The 20,453-nt window shown below is 66.0% G+C and carries 25 protein-coding genes; 12 read left to right on the forward strand and 13 right to left on the reverse strand.

The window, feature by feature from the left end; genetic code table 11:
• Positions 1-11: 11 nt before the first annotated feature.
• The 6 genes from ACYQ8K_RS16750 to ACYQ8K_RS16775 all read right to left on the reverse strand — a co-directional run bounded on the left by ACYQ8K_RS16750 (position 12) and on the right by ACYQ8K_RS16775 (position 4,562).
• Positions 12-164: a hypothetical protein gene (locus tag ACYQ8K_RS16750; protein WP_459970633.1), complete on the reverse strand. Its 153-nt coding sequence runs from the start codon at positions 162-164 to the stop codon at positions 12-14.
• A 133-nt stretch (positions 165-297) separates the two neighbouring features.
• A complete protein-coding gene (locus tag ACYQ8K_RS16755; protein ID WP_459970635.1) occupies positions 298-510 on the reverse strand; it encodes a hypothetical protein in 213 nt (70 codons plus the stop codon).
• Positions 511-599: 89 nt separating this feature from the next.
• Entirely contained in the window at positions 600-2,063 is a 1,464-nt protein-coding gene (locus ACYQ8K_RS16760; protein ID WP_459970637.1) for an aldehyde dehydrogenase family protein, read from the reverse strand.
• A 25-nt stretch (positions 2,064-2,088) separates the two neighbouring features.
• Positions 2,089-2,919 carry a carboxymuconolactone decarboxylase family protein gene (locus ACYQ8K_RS16765; RefSeq protein WP_459970639.1) on the reverse strand — a complete coding sequence of 277 codons (831 nt, stop codon included), beginning with the start codon at positions 2,917-2,919 and terminating at the stop codon, positions 2,089-2,091.
• Positions 2,903-3,724: a mycofactocin-coupled SDR family oxidoreductase gene (locus ACYQ8K_RS16770; RefSeq protein ID WP_459970641.1), complete on the reverse strand. Its 822-nt coding sequence runs from the start codon at positions 3,722-3,724 to the stop codon at positions 2,903-2,905. The genes ACYQ8K_RS16765 and ACYQ8K_RS16770 overlap by 17 nt, the downstream gene beginning before the upstream one ends.
• Before the next feature lie 7 nt (positions 3,725-3,731).
• Positions 3,732-4,562: a mycofactocin-coupled SDR family oxidoreductase gene (locus ACYQ8K_RS16775; protein WP_459970643.1), complete on the reverse strand. Its 831-nt coding sequence runs from the start codon at positions 4,560-4,562 to the stop codon at positions 3,732-3,734.
• A 72-nt stretch (positions 4,563-4,634) separates the two neighbouring features.
• On the opposite strand from ACYQ8K_RS16775, the gene ACYQ8K_RS16780 reads away from it, so the two are divergent.
• Both ACYQ8K_RS16780 and ACYQ8K_RS16785 read left to right on the forward strand, forming a co-directional pair.
• The gene (locus tag ACYQ8K_RS16780) at positions 4,635-5,264 is read left to right on the forward strand and encodes a TetR family transcriptional regulator (RefSeq protein WP_459970644.1); all 630 of its coding nucleotides are present in this window, start codon (positions 4,635-4,637) and stop codon (positions 5,262-5,264) included.
• A gap of 141 nt (positions 5,265-5,405) precedes the next feature.
• On the forward strand, positions 5,406-5,756 hold the full coding sequence (locus tag ACYQ8K_RS16785) for a DUF732 domain-containing protein (protein WP_459970646.1): 351 nt from the start codon (positions 5,406-5,408) through the stop codon (positions 5,754-5,756).
• Between the two features lie 35 nt (positions 5,757-5,791).
• On the opposite strand, the gene ACYQ8K_RS16790 is transcribed toward ACYQ8K_RS16785, so the two are convergent.
• From ACYQ8K_RS16790 to ACYQ8K_RS16800, 3 genes are all read right to left on the reverse strand, one after another.
• Positions 5,792-6,160: a DUF732 domain-containing protein gene (locus ACYQ8K_RS16790; protein WP_459970647.1), complete on the reverse strand. Its 369-nt coding sequence runs from the start codon at positions 6,158-6,160 to the stop codon at positions 5,792-5,794.
• A 98-nt stretch (positions 6,161-6,258) separates the two neighbouring features.
• Positions 6,259-6,633: a DUF4189 domain-containing protein gene (locus ACYQ8K_RS16795; RefSeq protein ID WP_459970648.1), complete on the reverse strand. Its 375-nt coding sequence runs from the start codon at positions 6,631-6,633 to the stop codon at positions 6,259-6,261.
• Positions 6,634-6,720: 87 nt separating this feature from the next.
• Positions 6,721-6,939 (reverse strand): hypothetical protein, encoded by a 219-nt coding sequence (locus ACYQ8K_RS16800; RefSeq protein WP_459970650.1) that lies wholly within the window; start codon positions 6,937-6,939, stop codon positions 6,721-6,723.
• A 128-nt stretch (positions 6,940-7,067) separates the two neighbouring features.
• On the opposite strand from ACYQ8K_RS16800, the gene ACYQ8K_RS16805 reads away from it, so the two are divergent.
• Entirely contained in the window at positions 7,068-8,342 is a 1,275-nt protein-coding gene (locus ACYQ8K_RS16805) for an amidohydrolase family protein (protein WP_459970651.1), read from the forward strand.
• Here ACYQ8K_RS16805 and ACYQ8K_RS16810 read toward each other — a convergent pair.
• Positions 8,339-9,226 (reverse strand): IclR family transcriptional regulator, encoded by an 888-nt coding sequence (locus ACYQ8K_RS16810; RefSeq protein ID WP_459970652.1) that lies wholly within the window; start codon positions 9,224-9,226, stop codon positions 8,339-8,341. The genes ACYQ8K_RS16805 and ACYQ8K_RS16810 overlap by 4 nt on opposite strands.
• A gap of 50 nt (positions 9,227-9,276) precedes the next feature.
• On the opposite strand from ACYQ8K_RS16810, the gene ACYQ8K_RS16815 reads away from it, so the two are divergent.
• Genes ACYQ8K_RS16815 through ACYQ8K_RS16830 form a run of 4 tightly spaced genes read left to right on the forward strand, consistent with a single transcriptional unit; the run spans position 9,277 to position 13,532 of the window.
• Positions 9,277-10,206, forward strand: coding sequence for an SDR family oxidoreductase (locus ACYQ8K_RS16815; protein ID WP_459970654.1), 930 nt, complete (start codon positions 9,277-9,279; stop codon positions 10,204-10,206).
• A gap of 21 nt (positions 10,207-10,227) precedes the next feature.
• Complete coding sequence (locus ACYQ8K_RS16820) at positions 10,228-11,031, forward strand: acetoacetate decarboxylase family protein (protein WP_459970656.1); 804 nt, start codon at positions 10,228-10,230, stop codon at positions 11,029-11,031.
• Positions 11,032-11,035: 4 nt separating this feature from the next.
• On the forward strand, positions 11,036-12,250 hold the full coding sequence (locus ACYQ8K_RS16825; RefSeq protein ID WP_459970657.1) for an amidohydrolase family protein: 1,215 nt from the start codon (positions 11,036-11,038) through the stop codon (positions 12,248-12,250).
• A 13-nt stretch (positions 12,251-12,263) separates the two neighbouring features.
• Positions 12,264-13,532 carry an amidohydrolase family protein gene (locus tag ACYQ8K_RS16830; protein ID WP_459970659.1) on the forward strand — a complete coding sequence of 423 codons (1,269 nt, stop codon included), beginning with the start codon at positions 12,264-12,266 and terminating at the stop codon, positions 13,530-13,532.
• A gap of 28 nt (positions 13,533-13,560) precedes the next feature.
• Here ACYQ8K_RS16830 and ACYQ8K_RS16835 read toward each other — a convergent pair whose 3' ends face one another.
• A complete protein-coding gene (locus ACYQ8K_RS16835) occupies positions 13,561-14,232 on the reverse strand; it encodes a TetR/AcrR family transcriptional regulator (protein ID WP_459970677.1) in 672 nt (223 codons plus the stop codon).
• A gap of 233 nt (positions 14,233-14,465) precedes the next feature.
• Here ACYQ8K_RS16835 and ACYQ8K_RS16840 point away from each other — a divergent pair, with 233 nt between their 5' ends.
• The 4 genes from ACYQ8K_RS16840 (at position 14,466) to ACYQ8K_RS16855 (ending at position 18,827) form a co-directional block, all read left to right on the forward strand.
• Positions 14,466-14,891, forward strand: coding sequence for an MmpS family transport accessory protein (locus tag ACYQ8K_RS16840; protein ID WP_459970660.1), 426 nt, complete (start codon positions 14,466-14,468; stop codon positions 14,889-14,891).
• On the forward strand, positions 14,888-17,791 hold the full coding sequence (locus tag ACYQ8K_RS16845) for an MMPL/RND family transporter (protein ID WP_459970662.1): 2,904 nt from the start codon (positions 14,888-14,890) through the stop codon (positions 17,789-17,791). The genes ACYQ8K_RS16840 and ACYQ8K_RS16845 overlap by 4 nt, the downstream gene beginning before the upstream one ends.
• Before the next feature lie 319 nt (positions 17,792-18,110).
• Complete coding sequence (locus tag ACYQ8K_RS16850) at positions 18,111-18,254, forward strand: hypothetical protein (RefSeq protein WP_459970664.1); 144 nt, start codon at positions 18,111-18,113, stop codon at positions 18,252-18,254.
• Between the two features lie 72 nt (positions 18,255-18,326).
• Positions 18,327-18,827 carry an Rv2253 family sensor-like surface protein gene (locus ACYQ8K_RS16855; protein WP_459970665.1) on the forward strand — a complete coding sequence of 167 codons (501 nt, stop codon included), beginning with the start codon at positions 18,327-18,329 and terminating at the stop codon, positions 18,825-18,827.
• Between the two features lie 27 nt (positions 18,828-18,854).
• On the opposite strand, the gene ACYQ8K_RS16860 is transcribed toward ACYQ8K_RS16855, so the two are convergent.
• A complete protein-coding gene (locus tag ACYQ8K_RS16860) occupies positions 18,855-19,313 on the reverse strand; it encodes a MarR family winged helix-turn-helix transcriptional regulator (protein ID WP_459970666.1) in 459 nt (152 codons plus the stop codon).
• Between the two features lie 63 nt (positions 19,314-19,376).
• Here ACYQ8K_RS16860 and ACYQ8K_RS16865 point away from each other — a divergent pair, with 63 nt between their 5' ends.
• Positions 19,377-19,745, forward strand: coding sequence for a VOC family protein (locus tag ACYQ8K_RS16865; protein WP_459970668.1), 369 nt, complete (start codon positions 19,377-19,379; stop codon positions 19,743-19,745).
• A gap of 56 nt (positions 19,746-19,801) precedes the next feature.
• Here ACYQ8K_RS16865 and ACYQ8K_RS16870 read toward each other — a convergent pair whose 3' ends face one another.
• Positions 19,802-20,359, reverse strand: coding sequence for a hypothetical protein (locus ACYQ8K_RS16870; protein WP_459970678.1), 558 nt, complete (start codon positions 20,357-20,359; stop codon positions 19,802-19,804).
• Between the last annotated feature and the right edge of the window lie 94 nt (positions 20,360-20,453).

The raw sequence follows: 20,453 nt of genomic DNA on the forward strand, positions 1-20,453 counted from the left end.
TCCCAAGTGCTTTACGGAGCCCTCCGTTCGTACACCGTCACCCGGTCGCGTTGGCCCCACCACAGCACCGGCTGGCGGGAATCGACTTCGGTCCGCTGTGTTTCGAGGATCTGATGCATCCGGTCATCACCCGTGCCGCCGCCGCGGCCATCGCCGATGTACATGAGACGACTCCCGTTGTAGGCCAGCAGTATTGGCGCGTCGACGTCCTGATCGTGGGGCGGCGTCCCAGTAAGGGCTGTCGATCGTCACCGTCGGTGGTCCCGCCGCAGCGACCCGGCCGCCTGTGCGGAACCGCTACTTGGCCTGCTCGGGGTTGGACGGGCCATCGCGCCAGGGGCGGGGGCTCTTCGGCAGAATCATGAACGCGACGGGCAGGCGTACCAGCGCGTCGCGGGCGGCCACCTCGAGGAACACGATCTCCATTTCCAGGCGGTTCAACGGCCGCGTTTCCATCATGAAACGCGTCCGCAGGTAGCGGGGCGTCCGGAGCCACTCGACCACATTCATGTCCGCGACTCTACCCCTTGAGCGGAAATACTTGATTTGCACAATATTTCACGGCAATCAACGCCGGTTAGGGCTGAGATTCGGGAACGTCAGCCCATGCCGATGCGAATGTTCTTCACCTGCAAGAACTCGTAAAGGCCTTCGGCGCCGCCCGTGCGGCCGAACCCGCTCTGCTTGTAGCCGCCGTAGGGGCCCTGGGGCTCGATGTCGCTGTGCCTGTTCACCCACACCGAGCCCGCTTGCAGCTGACGCGCAACCCGGTGTGCTCGTTCCAGGTTGGACGTCGCCACGAAGGCGTTGAGACCGTAGCGGGAATCGTTGGCGATTCGGACCGCCTCCGCCTCGTCGCCGAACGGCATCACCGAAGCGACCGGCCCGAAGGTTTCGGTCTGCGCCAGTGACGAACGGTTGTCGACGTTGGTGAAGATCGTCGGCTCGATGAAATAGCCGGACGCCAGCTCGCCACCCAGTCGTCGTCCGCCGGTGACCAGATCACCGGCCCTTTCGCTGACCGCCCGGTCGATGACCCCCAGGATGCGTTCGGCGGCGGCTTCGGTGATGACGGGACCGAGCATCACGTCGGGTTGCAGCGGATCCCCGATCTTGGCGGCCTGCACGGTCGCGACGAGTTTCTCCACGAAGCGGACGTACACGGACGCCTCGACGAGGATCCGTGAGGCGCACGCGCAACTTTGGCCCGCCTGGGTGATCGGCCCCTGGTGCGCCGCGATGACGGCGGCCATGTCGAGGTCGGCATCGGCGAACACGAGATAGGCGGACTTGCCCCCCAATTCGGCCGTCACCGGGGTGAGGTTGTGCGACGCGGCTTGCAGCACCTTCTGGGCGGTAGCCTGACCGCCGGTGAAGTGGATCTTGCCGACCCGGGGATGACGCACCAGCGCGTCACCGCCTTCCGGTCCGGCCGGTAACACGTTCACCAGTCCCGGCGGCAGGCCCGCTTCGAGGCACAGTTCGCCAAAGCGCAAGGGCGCCAACGACGCAAGCTCGGAGGGCTTGAGGATCACCGCGTTGCCCGCCGCCAGCGCGGGAGCCACCGCGGCGCCGGCGACCACCAGCGGTCCGTTCCACGGCGCGATGACACCGACGACGCCGTAGGGCTCGCGTTCGACGAGATTGACGTCGAACGCTCCGGCGACGGGCGTGCTTGCCCCGTGCGTCTTGTCGGCATAACCGGCGTAGTAACGCAGGAACCGTTCGGTCAGCACCGAGTTACCGGCCACCGAGACCGGGACGCCGTAGTCGTGCACGTTGAGCTCGGCCAGCTCCGCGAAGTGGTCGCGCACCACATCGGCCAACGCGAACAGCAGATCGCGACGGCGATCGACGGGATAGGACATCCATTCCCGGTGCGCCTCCCGGGCGCTGTCGACTGCCCTGTCGATCTCGCTCTCGCCGGCCATGGGAATGGTCGCGTTGGGCCGCCCGGTGCCGGGGTAGACGTGCTCGTAGTCGCCGCCCGACGCCGTGGTAATGCGTTCTCCGGCAATGAGTAACGCACCCGAACGCGGTGGTGAGGACGCGGTTGCCGTCATGGGCGAATTTTCCTCCGTTGTCGCGTCAGCCGACGGGCGAGTGCTCGGCCTGGTTCTCGGCCGTCACCCGCTGCTTCTGTTCGGCGATCACCTGATTGAGGTATTCGGCCTTGGCGCAGCCGTAGTACGCCGCGAACTGCAATGCGAGTTCGTCCATCTCGGAAAAGGAGACGTCGCCACTCTTCAGCGCCGCGTACACGTGCGACATGATCGGGATTTCGGCGTCCTGAAAGGCGACGCAGGCGACGGTGATCAACCGGCGCTCTTTCATCCCCAGGCCGGGACGCAGCCACATCTCACCGAAGACGAAGTTCAGAATGCCGGCACCCGAGTACGGGTTGTCGCGCATCGGCGCGAACGGTAGGCAGTTGATCTCCTTGAAGGACGCCTCGCCGCCTCGCAGCCGCTGCTCGGGGTCGCTGGCGGTGACCAGCGGCAGCAACGGTTCCGGGGGAGGGGGTTGTTCGCCACGAGCCTCGGTGATCTTGGCCCACTGCATGTCCACCGCGATGTTGAACCGGGACGCCTTGGGCCAGCCCGCGTAGACCGCGAAATGCAGTACGGTTTCCCGCATTTCGGTGATTGTGAGGTCACCGCTGTTGAGCGCGGCGTAGACGTGTTGCTCCAGGGGCGCCTGCGCGTCGGCGGCCGCGACGCACGCCAGGGTGACGAACCGTCGATCGCGGCGGGACAGGCCCGGCCGCGACCACACCTCGCCGAAGACGAAGTCGATCAGCGCGCCCGCGTACGGGCTATCGCCATCGGGTGGATCGAACGTCATCACCTCGGCGAAGGTGCGCACCCCACGTTCGTGTTGCGCGCCGTCGCGGATCGCGGCCTTATCGGATCGTGACACCGGCGTCGACTTTCAGTTCGAGTCCCGTGACGTAACGGGATTCATCGGACATCAGGTAGAGCACCGCGTTGCTCACGTCGGACGCCTCGATCAGCGGTGCGGGCAGGGCGTTGAGGAAGATGGGCACCAGGTCGGGCCGCTGCTCGGCGATCAACGTGTGCATGCTCGGCGGCGCCATGCCGGTGGCGACCCCGGTGGGGTGCACAGTGTTGACGCGAATGTTCTGTGCGGCAAGCTCATTGGCCAGAGCCAGGGTCATCCCGACGATGCCGTGCTTGGACGCCGTGTAGGGCACGTGCAGCGGGGTGCCCTTGATGCCGGCCGACGAGCTGATGTTGACCAGGCTCCCGCCGCCCTGGGCGACCAGGTGGGGGAGGGCGGCCGCACAGGTGTTCCAGGCGCCGATGAGGTTGACGTCGAGGACCAGCCGCCACTGTTCGGCGGTAGTGGTGTCCCAGGTGCCGACGGTGAGCACCCCGGCGTTGGCGACGGCGCCGTCGAGTCCGCCGAGTTCGCCGACGGCCGCGTCGACCGCCGACTTCATGGCGGCCTCGTCGCGCACGTCGACGACTTTCGCGATCGCCCGGCGGCCGTGTTTCTCGACCAGTCGGGCGGTCTCGTTCAGGTCCTCCTCGGTGGCCAGCGGATATTCCAAACCCTCTGGCGTGGAACAGATGTCCACCAGGATGCAGTCGGCGCCCTCTTCGGCCAGCCGCACCGCGTGTGAGCGTCCCATGCCCCGCGCGGCCCCGGTGATCAGGACCCGCTTGTCCGCGACCCGGCCCGCAGCGTTGTTCGTCGTCATCCGCGTATCAAACCTTGTTGCAGAAGCCCGCGTCGACGGGGAAGGTCACGCCGGTGACGTACTTCGCCTCGTCGGAGACCAGGTAGGCAATCGCGGCGCTGACGTCCTCGGGCTCTATCATGCCGACGGGCATCGGGTTTTGCAGGTGTGGACCCGCGCCGGGATTCTTCTCCAGGAACTCGGTCATGTCGTCGTTGGTGGCCATCATCGTGTTCACCGCGGTCGGATGCACCGTGTTCACCCGAATGCTCAGCGGCGCAAGCGCATTGGCCAGCGTGCGCATCAGTCCGACGATGCCGTGTTTGGATGCCGCATAGCCCAGGCCGCCGCCCTGCAGGCCGCCGAAGCCCTTGATGCCGGCGGTCGAGCTGGTGAAGATGATGACCCCGCCGCGGTTGCCGGACAACAGATGTGGGACGGCCGCCCATGCCGTGTGATAGGCCCCGTCGAGGTTGACGCTGGTGACCGCGCGCCACTGCGCGAGCTCCTCCTCGATGGTCAACTGGCGAAACGCCAGCGGTGCGATTCCGGCGTTGGCCAGCACGATGTCGAGGCGGCCGAAGTGTTCGACGCCGGCATCCATCGCGGTTTTGACTTGCTCGAAGTCGCGGACGTCGGCGACGGTGCCCAGCATCTTGCCGCCGGCCTCCTCGACCAGCGCGACGGTTTCGTCCAGTTCCTCGTGGGAGGCCATTGGATAACCGTTGGCGGGAATGTCGGCGCAGATGTCGATGCCGATGATGTTGGCGCCCTCGCGGGCGAGCCGCACCGCGTGGCTGCGGCCCTGGCCGCGCGCCACCCCGGTGATGAAGGCGACCTTGCCATCTATTGACCCCACGGCGCTCGTCCTCTCTAGTCATCGCCCCAGATCAGGGCAGAGTAACGCGGTTACTCAGCTTCGCACAGTAACATGGTTACTGTGACGGCAAAAGGGGCCTCGCTGCGGGCCACGGAGGGCGCTTCCGGGCAGGCCGATCCGATCCTGGACATCGTGGTCGAGATGCTCGACACCGAGGGCTACGAGGCCGTGCAGCTGCGCGAGGTGGCCAGGCGGGCGCGGGTGTCCCTGGCGACCATCTACAAGCGATATCGCACGCGCGACGAGCTCATCGTCGCGGCCCTCGACGGGTGGATGGACGCCAATCGCTATGCGCGGCTGCCGTCGCTGATCGACGATCTGCCCGGCGAGTCGATCTATGTGGACCTGATGCACGTGATGCGCACCATCTTCGAACCCTGGGAACGCCATCCGTTGATGCTGCGCTCCTATTTCCAGGCACGATCGGGGCCCGGTGGAAAGCGCCTGATCCAGCGCGGTGTCGACGCCGTGGTGCCCGTTGCCAAAGCCGTTCTGGCGCAAGCTGATCCGGGCTTCGCCACGGATCTCGAGCTCATCCTCACCGGGGTCGTCTACGGGTTTCTCACCCGGTTCGCGCAAGGCGAGATCGACGTCACCGAAATCGTGCCCGGGATCGAGCGCACGGTGTTCTGGTTGACCACGGCGTACGAGCATGGTTCGGCCGGCGCGACACAGGGCTGACGCCGAAAGTCGCGCCTTGCGCGGCGCGGAAAACCGATTATTCAGCCGTTCATAAGCCATTTTTTCCCGGCTGTCCCTATTCTTCGTCTTCATGCCGCTATGGGTCGACGGCATCGTGAACGTCCACAAGAAAGGAAGCGCATGATGTCCTCACCTCACCGGCTGGCCGCGCTGGCCGTCCCGATCTTGGCGGGCGCGGCTCTGGTCGCCAGCGCCGCGGTCGCGGTCGCCGATCCCCTCGATGACGCATACCTGGCTCAGTTACGCGGCGCCGGCTTCAGCTGGCCGCCCGAACACGACGCCGCCCTCACCGGAATGGGCCGCCTGATCTGCGACGACATCGGGTGGGGTTGGACGTATGACCAGATCGCCCAGAGCATCCACCAGACTCTGGATCCGAGGAACGTGACGTTCGGAGACGTCGGATCCATGGTGAGCCTTGCGCATTCAACCTACTGCCCGCTGCAGCGATGCTGGACCGACCACTGCTGAGCTAGCCGAAACCCCTTGCGCAGCCGCGATTACGGTCACATCAGCGGGGGCCCCGGCAGCATCCAGATGACAGACGGGTCGATGTCTTCCTTGTATTGCGGGCAGTAGGTGGCTATCGACAGGCCGACGAAGTAGGCGGACTGCCGGACCGAAAGGTCCGTCTGCCGCGCCAGTTGGATCGCCAGCACCGATGCGTTGGGGTTGGCGGCGATGCCGGCGCACACCGTGCGGGCCTTCGCAAGCGCATCGTCGTTGTCGGGCATGGTGATTCCGCCCTTGGCGAGGTTGGCGAGAAAGGCGTCGTCGGTGGCATCCGCTGCGGCCGGCGTCGGGAAGGCGAGCGCGGCAGCCGACAGGGATACCGCACAGGCGGACAACCACTTTCCAGCATTCATCGGCGTCATGCCTCTCCCTCGGTGCGCGGGCCGAATCGGCGGCGGTTCAAAGGACGACTTGTTTGAACGATAGTCGAATTCGCGGTGTCCTTGGCGCTGCGCGCACGTCAGGACGAGCAATGGGTGGTCTTGACCCGCCCGTTGGGTGAGCCCAGCTTGGCCAGCGCGTCGTTCGCGGACGCCGTCGTGTCGGGACCCGAACCGCCCTGGAACCGGCCGGAGGCACGGTCGAACGCGACCGATGCGCAGCCGTTGCGCGTGCCCGCCACCACCTCACAGGCGTCACCGGCCTCGGCGGTGCAGTGGGCCAGCGCGATGCGGTTCGCCTCGTCCTGACTGGCGCCGGTGCCCCAGCCGGCGGCTCGTCCGCTTCCGACGGATACGGCCAGGGCAACGTAGTCGTCGTCGGCCCGCGCCGTCGGCGTCGGCAACACGACGCAACCGCTGACGACCGTAGCGACGATGGCAATGATCGAGCGCACCGCTTCACTCCTTTGGCAATGCTCAGGAGAGGAATGTAGCGCCAAGGGTGGTGGCCGCGCGGGCGAATGGGCCGCCGCGTCGCCAGGCTACGAGTTGTCTTCCGGGTCTTCGGCCAGGTAGGTGACGTCGTACCAGCGCCGGCTGCGTTCGGCGTCGAAAGTGTCGGTCGCGGTTGCCCGCTCGAGCCGGACATCGGTTAGATGCGGATTATCCACGCGGATGCGGTCTTCGAGCTCGGCATGCAGCGCGTCGCCGTCCAGGACGATATCCGCGTCCGCTCGGCCCGTATACCTCGTCCAACTCACGCCCACATTGTGCTCCGATGACGGCGCCGCGCGAAATCCTCGGCCCACCTGTGGGTCTCACGAACAAATTCGCCCTTCGCGAGCCGATCCGTTTCTTCTATACTCGGCATACTCTGGTGGAGGATGCGATGACTACAACTTGGGACACGCTGGACCGCTACGTCGTCATCTCGACGGATACCCACGCCGGGGCGGATCTGTACGGCTATAAGCCTTATCTGCCGGCGCGGCTGCACGAGGAGTTCGATGCGTGGGCCAAGGCGTACGCCAGCCCGTTCGACGATCTGATCGTCGCCACCGCCAATCGGAATTGGGACCACGAGCTCCGGGTCTCGGAGATGGACGCCGACGGGGTGGCCGCCGAGGTGTTGCTGCCCAACACCGTTCCGCCGTTCTTCCCGAGCACCCCGAACATCACCATCAGCCTGCCCCGCACCCGTGCGGATTTCGAGCTACGTTGGGCCGGTGTGCAGGCCCATAACCGGTGGCAGATCGACTTCTGTTCGCTGGCGCCGGCCAGGCGCCGCGGGTTGATTCAGATCTTTCCCAACGACATCGAGCTGGCGCTGGAAGAAATCCGCTGGGGCGCTGAGCAGGAATGCTTTGGTGGCGTGCTCATTCCGGCGGTCTCGCCCGGTGACCCGCACGTGGCGCCGCTTTTTCACACCCGCTACGAACCGATCTGGGCGCTGTGCGCGGAGCTGGACCTGACGGTGGTGCAGCACGCGGGCGCCGGCAGCCCCGAGATGCCGATGGACCAGCCCGCGTCCAACGCGGTGCTGATCACCGAGATGGCCATCTGGGCCCAGCGCACCCTCGGTCACCTGATCTTGGCCGGGGTGTTCGAGCGCTATCCGACGCTGCGATTCGTGCCGACCGAGCAGGGCACGCTGTGGGTGCCCGGGCAGATCGGCATCCTCGACGCCATGGTGCCCACCATGAAGTCCGACGCCGGCAACCGCACCTACGGGATGTTCGGCGGATCCTCCGTCGACGCGCTGACCCTGACTCCGAGCGAATACGTCCAGAGGAACTGCTATTTGGCCAGTGAGCTGATGCCCTTCGACGGGGCGATGATCGACTTCATGGGCCCCGACCACATCATGTGGGGTAGTGACTATCCGCACGAGGAAGGTTTCGCGCCGCACTCCAAGTTGGCCATTCGCTGGGCCCTGCACGACAGGCCGGCGGACTCCTGCCGAAAGATCTTGGGCGGCAATGCCGGTCGCCTGTATCGGTTTGACCTCGATGCGCTGGTGCCCGTTGCCGCCAAGATCGGGCCCACGGTCGCCGAGGTGCACACCCCTCTCGAGGACACCGGCTATCGCGCCCCGGCCGCCTTCGGCTACCGACCGTTCGAGGGAGGGCTGGCCCTCAAGCGGCTGGCGCCGGAACGACGCTAGCCGGACTTTTCGGTCAGGGCTGCGCTGAGTCGCCTTGTCGCAGTGCGCAGTTGGGCTCCCAAATGGGCGAGAGCCGCGCCACTCATCGGCTCGGCGCTGGGGACCAGGCTGAGCATCAGCGCGATGCGTGACTCGCGCTCCAGGATCGGGGAGTCGATGTGGCTCACCTCGTAGCTGCGGTCCGGGTCCACGTCGACCGGGAACCACTCCTCTTGGTGGATGAGTTCGTCGGTCAACTCCTGCGCCAGCCGGCTCAGCCGGGTGGAACGCACCTCGGCGCTGCGCACGATCTGCGCCAGTTCCCGCAGGCGCAGGTCGGGCAGGATGTGCAGGCCGACCGCGTAGCCGCGCCGCTGGGCGGAGGTGATGGCCCGGCGGTAGCGATCGCGCACGTCTTCGGGCAGCGCCGCCAGCCAACTCTCCCGAGCGTCCGGCCCGGCCCAGGCGACGGTCGACGCCCCATACGGAGGCCGGTGGGGGAACTGGGTGCCGATGGGCATCGGGTGGCCGCCGCCGTGCGGGCTGCGCACCTGATCGACGACGGTGGAGGAGTCGTCGCTCACCGAGAACGCGACGCAATGGGCGCCCGTCGCGGCCGCCAGCTCGGCCATCGCGGAGCGGGCCAGCACCAACGCCGGATAACGGGCTGACGCCTCCCGGCCCAGACGGACCAGGGCGGGACCGAGGTGATACGTCTTGCGAACCGGGTCGCGCAGCAGCCAGCCGGCGCGCAGCAATTCGGACAACATCGAATGGCAGCTGGCCTTGTGCACGCTCAGGTGGCGTGACACCTCGGCCAACGTCATGCCCCGGCTGGAGTCGCCTGCCAGCTGCTCGAACAGGTTCACCACCCGCTCGGTCTGCGGCGAGGGACGCGGAGCCATAGCCGCAATAGTCGCATAATGCGACCGCTTGCGGTGCTATGCGCGACCATGTGACGATGCTCACGATGACGGACCTTCGGGGCAAGGTGGCGGTCGTAACCGGCGGGGCCGGGGGTATCGGCCGGGCGATGGGGCGTCGTTTCGGGCACGAGGGCATGAAGGTGGTGCTGGCCGACGTCCTCGCCGAACTGCTGGACGAGGCGACCCGGGAACTCGCGGACGAGGGCGTGGAGGTGGCCGGGGTGGTCACCGACGTCACCGACTATTCGTCGGTCGAGTCGCTGGCCAAGGAGGCGCTCGCGCGCTTCGGCGCGGTGCACGTGGTGTGCAACAACGCCGGCACCGGCGGGGTCTCCGAGGGGTACATGTGGGAACACGACCTGGCCGATTGGCGGTGGGGGATCGATGTCAACGTGCTGGGCGTCATCCACGGCATCAAGGCCTTCGTGCCGATCCTGCTCGAGCAGGGCGAGGGACACGTCGTCAACACCTGTTCGGGCAACGGCGGATTCGCGCCGATCGCCCGCGGGGCCATGGGCGGACCGGCCACCGCGGTCTATCCGATGACCAAGGCCGCGGTGCTCTGCCTGACCGAGAGCCTCTACACGCACCTGGAGATGACCGGGACGCGGGTCCGCGCGCACGTCCTTTTCCCCGGCGGCTTTTTGAATACCGGCATCTGGGAGTCGTGGCGGCACCGGCCGCCGCGCTACGCGGCGACCCAGGAACGTCGCACCCCCGACCAGACACTCGCGAAGGTGGTGGCGCGCTTCGAGGCCGCCGGTGCGCATGTCGAGTTCACCCCGCTCGACACGGTCGCCGACCTCGTGCTGGACGGACTTCGCGAGGACCGCTTCTGGATGATGGGCCCGCCCACACCGGCCGATGCGGTCGTGAGCAGCAAGGCCGCATCGATCCTGAATCGCGGCGCACCCGACTATCTGGTCGACGTCCTCGGCCGACATGCCGGAAGCGACTGAAGAAACCGAAGGAGAAAAGCGATGAGCAGCACAGCAATTCGCTACGGCCCCCGTCCACCGGAGGCGCAGGTCGACCACGAGATCGATGCCACCAAAGCGCCCATCGCCACCGAGGCGGTGACCGTCACCTACCTCACCGATCCCGACATCGTCGCGGCCGTGCTACCCCAACCGCTGGGGCCCGCGGCCGAACCCTTGGTGCGGGTCCAGCTGCAACGGGTCCGGATAGAGGGCATGGCGCCATTCGGGTCGGCGGTGTTCTCGGTGACCGCGCGGCACGGCGAACGCGAGGGCGACTACCCCCTGTTCATGCCCCAATCCACCGAACAGTCGGTTACCGGCGGCCGTGAAACATTCGGCGAGCCAAAGAAACTGGCCCACATCGCGGTGGAGCGCGACGCGGACCGCATCACGGCCACGGTTGACCGGCTCGGCTATCGGCTCATCACGGTGAGCGGTCAAGTCGAAGGTCCGGCGGAGTTGCCGCCCGACCAGATGAACACCGAGTTCTACTTCAAGTTCCTGCGCGCCCCCGACGGCGGCGGCATCACCGACCCCCACCTCGTCTACGGCGAGTACCACCGGCATTACGAGTTGCTGGAGCACGTCGACGGAACGCTCGAGTTGGGGGAGTCGCCGTTGGACCCGGTGGCCGACATCGTCGTTCGCGAAATCAGGTCGATCACCTGGTGTCGCCGGCGCACCGTCCAGGTGGGGCGGATCGCGCAGCGGGTGCCGCAGGAATGGCTGCTGCCATACGTGCACCAGCGCTACGACGACGTGGCCCTGCTCGCCGCCCCCCGGCCCGAGCCGGCGCGGGCATAGCGCCATGGACCGGTACACGGTCATTTCGGCCGACTGCCACGCCGGCGCCGACCTGCTCGGCTACCGCGAGTACCTCGACCCGCAATACCGAGACGAATTCGACGGCTGGGCAAAGACATTCGTCAACCCGTTCGGCGACCTCACCGAGCCCGAGGCGGAGCGCAACTGGAACAGCGACCGGCGCAACTCCGATCTGGATCGCGAAGGCACCGCCGGGGAGGTCATCTTCCCCAACACCGTGCCGCCGTTCTTTCCTCAGGCCAGCCTGGCCGCACCCCCGCCGGAGACCGCCCGGGAACTCGAGCTGCGCTGGGCCGGGCTGCGGGCGCACAATCGCTGGCTCTCCGACTTCTGCTCGTTGTCGCCCGAGCGGCGCGCCGGGGTGGGCCAGATCCTGCTGTCAGACCTCGACGAAGCGGTCGCCGAAGTGGCACAGATCGCCAAACTCGGGCTGCGCGGCGGTGTGCTGCTGCCCGGCGTCGCGCCCGGCACCGGCATTCCCGCGCTCTACGCCGAGCACTGGGAGCCGCTCTGGGCGGCGTGCGACGAGGCGGGCCTGGTGGTCAACCATCACGGCGGCAACGCCGGACCGACCCCGACGGACGGCTGGGGAAGTTCGTTCGCGGTGTGGGTGTACGAGACACACTGGTGGGCCCATCGGGCGTTGTGGCACTTGATCTTCAGCGGTGTGCTGGATCGCCATCCGGACCTCACCGTGGTGTTCACCGAGCAGGGTGCCGGGTGGATACCGGCGACCCTGGACTCTCTCGACGTCGCGGCGGCGCGTTACGGGCGAGCGAATTCGGCGATCGCGCGCTTCGCCGGACCCACCGCCGGCACGCTTTCCCTCAAGCCCAGCGAGTACTGGTCGCGTCAGTGCTACGTCGGCGCCAGTTTCATGCGACCCGTGGAATGCGCCGAGCGTCACGGAATCGGTATCGACCGGATCATGTGGGGAAGCGACTACCCGCATTTCGAGGGGACTGCGCCATATACCCGAGAAGCGTTGCGCCACACCTTCTCGTGCGTCCCGGCGGAAGAGGTGGCGGCCATGGTCGGCGGGAATGCGGCGGCCGTGTACGGCTTCGACCTCGACGCCCTCGCTCCCCTGGTCGACCGGATCGGACCGACCGTGGCCGAGGTGGCCGAGCCGCTGGCGTCGGTGCCCGCCGACGCGCGCAGCACCGTCTTCGAACCCGACCCCATCCGCACCTGGTAGCGAAAGGCCCACCGTGAACCCCTATCTCATCATCTCCGCGGACACCCACGCCGAGCTTCCGACCGAGCGGTACCGCGAATACGTCGACCCCGAATACCGCGAAGACTTCGAGGTATACCTGGCCGAGAAGACGGCCGCGGCCCAGGCGGGCGGATTCATCGACGAGGAGTTCGCGCAAGCGTGGTTCTCCGAGCATGGTGACGGCATCGCCGGCGGGTGGGATGTAGGCCTGCGGGACAAGGAATTAGACGGCGACGGGGTGGTGGGCGAGGTTATCTTTCCCGACGCCGACGCCGTCACCGGTGTCGCCGGGGCTCCGTTCGGGGCCGGCCTGGGTCAGTCGGGCGACCTCGACCCCGGACGCGCGATGGCCGGGGCGCGGGCCCACAACCGTTGGTTGGCCGAACTGTGCAGCCACAACCCCGAGCGGCGGGCCGGCGTCGCGGTGGTGCCGATACTGGCGGACATCGACGCGGCGGTCGCCGAGATCACCCGGGCTGCCGAGTCCGGACTGCGGGGCGGGATTCTGATTCCGGCGCGCTGGGTCGGCTACCCGCCCTACCACGACCGTCGTTACGACAAGGTCTGGGCCGCTTGCCAAGACCTGCAGATGCCGGTCCATACCCATTCCGGCCCGGCCCCGCAGGAGGAGTACGGAGGACATCTGGGCATCTATGTCACCGAGGTGCGCTGGTGGGGCGCCCGGCCGCTGTGGTTCGCGTTGTGGTCCGGCGTGTTCGAGCGCTTCCCCGGGCTGCGATGGGGGGTCACCGAGTGCGGTGCCTTTTGGGCGAATGACCTTCTCTGGCTGATGGATACGCGGTATCTGCGCGAGCACTCGGCCAAGAAGATGAGCCACCTGATGGAGGGCGATCTGACGATGCCGCCCTCGGCCTACTTCGACCGGAATTGTTTCATCGGTGCGACCACCACCGAGCGCCGGGAGCTGGCCCGGCGGTACGAGATCGGCGTCTCCAACCTGTTGTGGGGCAATGACTTTCCCCATCCGGAGGGGACGTGGCCGCACACCCGCGACTGGCTACGCCGCTCCTTCTGGGACATCCCGGTCGAGGAGACACGGCAGATGCTGGGCCTGGCGGCGGCCGAGATCTACAACTTCGATCTGGACGCCCTCGCCGGGCTGGCCGACCGCATCGGTCCGACCCCGCAGGACCTGGGCCAGGACGACGCGGTGAGCGTCCGCAAGTGGGAGTCGGCGCGCCGGGCCGGACGGCACTGGCTGACGGACGCCGAGCCCATTCCTGACCTGGTGGAGAACTGAGCGCGCTCAGTTAGGTCGATTCGTTCCTTCAGCGCCTTCGGGGCGATGGCTCGGTAGGGCACTGCAGGCCGCAGGTTTGCATTACCGCGTCCAGTTGGTCGTCGTCGAGGGCGTCTACCGGCAGCGGTGTCTGGTCGCTGCGATGCCGCAGGCCTTCGAGAACGATCGCCACATACCGGCGCCACAGCTCGGCATCGACATGCCCCGCATACTCACTCACGGTCCCGGCCAGCAGTCCGAAGATGGGCATGTCGCTCGGCGACACTCCAGGCCGCAGGTGACCGTCTTTTTCGGCTCGTTCGACCAGCTCGGTCAACCTCGGCACCAGCCGGGCTTTGGCGGCGTCTACTCGATTGCCTCCGTAGGCGTTACTGAAAGCGATCTCCCGCATTCCCCGGTCGGCCGCGGTGAGCCCACACATTTGCTCGACGAACCATACGAAGCCCTGCCACGAGTCACGCTGACGCAACGCTGTTTCCGCCAGGGCGGTGAGTTCATCGATGCCGCCTTCGAAGATCGCTTCGAGCAGGTCCTGCTTGGTGGGGAAACGCCGGTACACGGTCCCCACTCCCACGCCCGCGTGGTGAGCGACATCGTTGAGTGTGGCGTCCAAGCCTTTTGCGGCGAACAGCTCACGCGCGGCGTCGATCACCCGCTGCCGGTTGCGCTGAGCATCGCTCCGTAGCCGGCGGCCTGCCATCTCACAAGCGCTCACCCGGAGAAGTGTAACCGCGGCTACACTTTCTCTAAGCGGATTGACTCTATCCACTTAGCTCGTTAGGTTGTCTAGCTAGACGTTCATCGGTCGCCGGCACTGGGGGTGGCCTCGAGCCGCTGAAAGGCCCTCACCGTGATTGCCGATCTGGATAACCCCTACGAGTACGGCTCGGCGGCCGACCCGAATGCCGACCGCCGCAATGTTGGGCGAGCGCGATGAAGGGCCTGCTCGCGCGCGTGTGGTTGCCGATGCTGGTCGTGGTAGCGGTCGCGGTCGGCGGCACCACCGTTATGCGATTGCACGGAGTGTTCGGCTCCAACCCCGCCTTGGTCACGTCGAACAGCTCCGACACTGCGGAATCCTTCAACCCGAAGGTCGTCACTTACGAGGTGGTCGGCTCGGGCACCACGGCGGTGATCAATTACCTGGACCTAGACGCCAAACCTCAACGAGCCGAAAATGTGCCTCTGCCATGGTCTTTGACGCTACGCACCACCGCACCCGCTGCCACGCCCAACCTCTTCGCCCAGGGTGACGGGCAGAGCATCACCTGCCGAATCACCGTCGATGACAAGGTCAAGGACCAACGGACCGCCACCGGCGTCGACGCCGAGACCTATTGCCTGGTGAAGTCAGCATGAGCCTACAAGTGACCGACGCCCCGACCGACGCCATCCCGGTCGCTCAACCGGCGGCCACGCGCTCGCGGATACCGAGAATGATCCGCGTATTTGCCGTGCCGATCATATTGGCCTGGGTGGCCGTCGTCGTCGTGCTCAATACCGTTGTGCCGCAGCTGGAAGCGGTGGGGAAGATGCGCGCGGTGTCGATGAGCCCCAACGATGCGCCGTCGATGATTGCGACAAAGCGGGTCGGCAAGGTCTTCCAAGAATTCTCCACGAGTAGCTCGGTGATGATCGTCCTCGAGGGCGATAAACCGTTGGGGCCGGACGCACACCACTTCTATGACCGCGTTGTGCAGCAGCTGCGGGCCGATACCAAGCACGTCCAGCACGTCCAGGATTTCTGGGGCGATTCGTTCACCGCGGCGGCCGCTCAAAGCGTCGACGGCAAGGCAGCCTACGTTCAGGTCTACATCGCCGGCGACCAGGGAGAGGCGCTGGCCAACGAATCCGTTGCGGCCGTGCGCGATATCGCCACACGCACGCCGGCACCTGCGGGCGTGAAAGCGTATGTGACGGGGCCGGCGGCAACCAGCGCGGATCAAAACGCGACGGGCGACAAGAGCATGGAAGTCATCGAAATGCTCACGTTCGCCGTCATCATCGTGATGCTGCTGATCGTCTACCGGTCGGTCGTCACGGTGGGCATTGTGCTCACGATGGTCGTGCTCGAATTGTCCGCCGCGCGGGGGATCGTGGCATTCCTGGGTTACCACAATGCTTTCGGGTTGACGACGTTCGCGACCAACATGGTCGTGACGCTCGCCATTGCCGCGGCCACCGACTATGCGATCTTCTTGATTGGCCGATATCAGGAGGCGCGCAGGCTCGGCCAAGACCGAGAGTCGGCTTATTACACCATGTTCCACGGCACCGCACATGTCGTGCTGGCTTCGGGACTGACCATCGCCGGGGCGGCGTTCTGCCTGCGCTTCACCCGGCTTCCCTACTTCCAGACCATGGGAATCCCGCTGGCGGTCGGCATGGCGATCGTGGTGGCTGCGGCCCTGACCCTGGGCCCCGCACTGATTGCGGTGACGAGTCGCTTCGGCATAGTGCTCGAGCCCAAAAGCCTGACGCAGCCGCGCGGCTGGCGCCGAATCGGCACCGCAACCGTGCGGTGGCCGGGCGCGATTCTCATCTGCGCGATCCTGTTGGCCCTGGTGGGCTTGTTGACCCTGCCGGGCTATTACACCACCTACAACGACCGCATTTACCTACCGGCCGATGTCCCGGCCAACGTCGGGTACGCGGCGGCCGATCGGCATTTCTCCCAGGCCAAGATGAATCCAGATCTGCTGATGGTCGAAACCGACCACGATCTGCGAAACCCAGCCAATTTCCTGGTGATCGACAAGATCGCGAAAGCCCTTGCCCGAGTGCATGGCATCGCCCAAGTGCAGACCATCACCCGGCCGGAAGGACGCCCGATCCAGCACACCACGATCCCGTTCACGATCAGCATGAACAGCACCGGCCAGATCATGACCAATGACTACACCCAGAAGACTTTGAACAACACGCTGCAACAGGCCGCCGACATGCAGGTCACCATCGATTCGATGGAGGTGATGCAGAGCCTCACCAAGGAGATGGCGGCCATCACGCACAGCATGGCCACCAAGATGAACAAGACGAGCGCCGATGTGCAGGAATTGCGCGACCATATGGCCGATTTCGACGACTTCTTCCGGCCCCTGCGCAGCTACTTCTACTGGGAGAAACACTGTTTCGATATCCCGGTCTGCTGGGCGATGCGGTCGGTGTTCGACGCCCTGGACGGCGTCGGCACCATGAGTGACGACCTGGCCGACCTGGTGCCGGACATCGAGCGTCTCGATGCGGTGATGCCGCGGATGGTCGCCCTGATGCCGCCGATGATCCAATCGATGAAAAACCAGAAACAAATGATGCTCGACCAGTATCAGGTCCAGAAAGCGCAGCAGGACCAAACCATGGCCATGCAGCAGAATGCCACGGCCATGGGAGAGGCCTTCGATGCCGCCAAGAATGACGACTCGTTCTACCTGCCGCCGGAAGCCTTCGACAACGCCGACTTCAAACGCGGCATCAAACTGTTCCTGTCGCCCGACGGTCACGCCGTGCGGTTCACCATCATTCACCAGGGCAACCCGCTGACCGAGGAAGGCACTTCGCGCATCGAGCCGCTCAAAACCGCTGCCGCAGATGCGATTAAGGGAACCCCGCTGGAGGGATCGACGATCTACCTCGGCGGCAGCGCCGCGATGTACAAAGACCTGCAACAAGGCGCCGACTACGACCTACTGATCGTCGCGGTCGCCGCCCTGATTCTGATCTTCATCATCATGGTGGTGCTGATCCGCGCCGTGGTGGCCGCGGCAGTCATCGTCGGGACGGTGGTGCTCAGCCTGGCCGCCTCGTTCGGGCTTTCGGTCCTGCTGTGGCAACACGTCATTGGGATTCCGCTGCACTGGATGGTGTTACCGATGTCGGTCATCGTCTTGCTCGCGGTCGGGTCCGACTACAATCTGCTGCTGGTCTCGAGAATGAAAGAAGAGATCCATGCCGGCCTGAACACCGGCGTCATACGCGCCATGGTCGGCACCGGATCCGTAGTCACCTCGGCCGGCCTGGTATTCGCCTTCACCATGATGTCGATGGCGGTGAGCAAGCTGATCGTGATCGGCCAGGTCGGTACCACCATCGGTTTGGGCCTGCTGTTCGACACCCTGGTGGTGCGCTCGCTGATGACGCCCTCGGTGGCGACCCTGCTCGGACGGTGGTTCTGGTGGCCGCAGCGCGTACGCCCGCGACCGGTTCCACGGCCTTGGCCGCGGCCGGCGCGGCACCGGGCAGACCAGGTGTCCGTGTCGTAGAGCGCGATTGGGATTCAACGCGGAGGTGCTTGCGGACTAGGCGCACAGCCTGTTTGCTGTAGAAGAGGCGTCGGCAGCCGGTCCAAGGTAGTAAATCCTCATTCCGCGAGGATTCAAAGCAGCGGGGAGGGCCGTATTTCCTTGCGGCACAGACTATGTAGCGGTGGCGTCGTGGACGTGGAGACGCCTCGCGACCGCGACGCCGCGCCGCATGAGATTCAGATCCGGCCAGGTGCCGCAATCGCACAGCACTGCTTCTGATGGGCTGAGTGTGCCTCTCAAGCGCATCGATGAATTGCAGCCCGGCGACAGGATTCGGATGAAGATCGGGCACGCCACCGTCGTCGCCACCGAGCCCCTCGACGACGACCGCACCTTGCTGACCTTTACCTACGGAACCACGGGCACCGCCGACAACGCGCTGACGGTGGATGTCCTCGACGACGACGAATGGGGCTGGTAAGGGGCCACAAAGCTTGTACGGCGACGGTTCGGCATATGACTATTGGATGGGTACGGACCCGCAGGAGGAACCATGACTCCAGACCGTCTGACCGGCTTGGCCGGTGTATCCGCCTTGTCGCTCGCCATCGCCCTGCCGCTTTCCCCGACGGCTCTCGCCGACAATCCGTCCTGGAACGGCCAGTACGCGATCACGTTCATGGTTGGCCCCAAGGCCGGCACCAGCATGGCGGTCGGTGACCCCGAAACGCAGCACACCGAGACCTACGGATTCAGTTCCAGCTGTACGAACGGGAAGTGCGTCGCGACCATCGTCAGTGGTCCTCCGCCGACGAACCCGACGGTTCCGCAGCCGGTGCAGTTCACCTGGGACGGAAAATCCTGGACGCAAACGAACGATTTCCAGTGGGACTGCATGATGCCCGACACCACGATCCAATGGAATCCCGCCCGAGCCGTGACGCGCTACACGCCGCAACCCGACGGGTCGCTCGCCGGTGTCATGCACACCGACATCCTCAGCGGCGCGTGCCAGGGCACCATCGACATGGACATGTCGGCCGTGCGCGTGTGAGCCCGCTGTCGGCGCCGACCGCGCGAGCTATGCGCCATCGTCGCCGTCGCGCAGGCACTGAATCATGCTCTGCAGGAGCCGGAACGCGTCCGACTGCTCGGCCTCGGTCATGCCGGACAGCATTCGGACTTCGACGGACCGGACCGCGGCGCTCGCCTTCTCGAGGCTCCGTCGGCCGCGGGGCGTGAGCCGCGTGGGGAGAACCTTGCCGACGGGTGCCTCCGCGGGTCTGGTCACGTAGCCGTCTCGCTCCAGGGCCTGCAGCAGCACATTCATCGACTGCCGTGTCACGAACGCGCCCCGCGCGAGCTCGGAGTTCGACAAGCCCGGGCGTTGAGCAAGCAACTCGAGGCAGGAATAGTGCGTCACGCTCATCCCGAGCGGCCGCAGTACCTCCTCCATGGCTACGCGGAGGGCGCTCGACGCCTCTTTCAGCAGGTAGCCCAGGGACGTCTCAAGGTCGACGCCGACGCCGTCTTGACTCATGTCAGTATTCTGACATAGGTTGGCGTATGTCAGAAAACTGACACGAATCGAAGGAGCATCATCATGCCCGTCACCGGCCCCGACTTCATCTCGCTCCAAGCGCGCGACCTCGACGCATCGCGGGCGTTCTACGAGCAGTACCTGGGCCTGGTCCGCTCGCAGGCCGGGCCTCCGCACGCCGTCGTCTTCGAGACGAAGCCGATCGCGTTCGCACTCCGCGACGTCGTCCCCGGCACCGATCTCGCATCTGTTGCTCAGCCCGGCATCGGTGCCGCGATCTGGCTCCACGCGACAGACGTTCAGGCCATTCACGATGCTCTCGCCGCCGACGGTCACACGATCGTCTCCGCGCCGATTGACGGCCCCTTCGGCCGGACATTCACTTTCGCCGACCCCGACGGCTACCAGGTCACGCTTCACGACCGTGCCTGATCGGTCGAGCGGGGCCAGTTCTGCGATGAGTCCGGTTGCCCCACAGGGCAATTCGCTCAGGTGTGGACTTTCCAGCCCGCCAACGGGGTCGGGGCCGCGGGGGCGTTGGGGTCGTTGAACTCGATGTAGACGTCGCCCTGTTTGATGTCGCTGTCGTAGGCGATGAAGCCGTGGGCGCTCTGGCCGCTGGTGACGCTGCCCGAGCGCAGCGGCGGCACCTTGTTGATCTTCTGGTAGTCGACCAGAGCGGAGCCGGCCTGGACATCGCGGTTCGGGTCTTGCCGCCACGCGGAGGAGGCGGCGGTCAGCGAGGCCTGGCTGTAGGTGAACGGCGTGTTGGACTTGCCTTCGATGGTCAGTTCGATGACGTTGCAGCCTCCGCCGCCGGAGCAGCCGGACGAGATCCAGGTCGCGTTATTGAGCGTGATGTCGGCGGTCGCGGCGCTGTACTCCGTGACATGGATGGTGGTGCCGGATTTTCCCGTCGGGAAGGGCGACTGCTGGGACGTCGGGTCGGCGGTGCCGTGGGGCGCGGTCAAACACGCCGCCAGCGCGAGCGTCGCTGCGAGCGCGCTCGTGTGAGCAGGTCTGGTCACTGCGCGAAGATAACGCATCCGGGGATTTGCGGGCGAGTTCACGCCTGAGCGAATTGCCCTGTGGGGCAACCGGACTCATCGCAGAACTGGCCCCGCTCGACCGATCAGGCAC

The organism is Mycobacterium sp. MUNTM1, assembly GCF_054660795.1.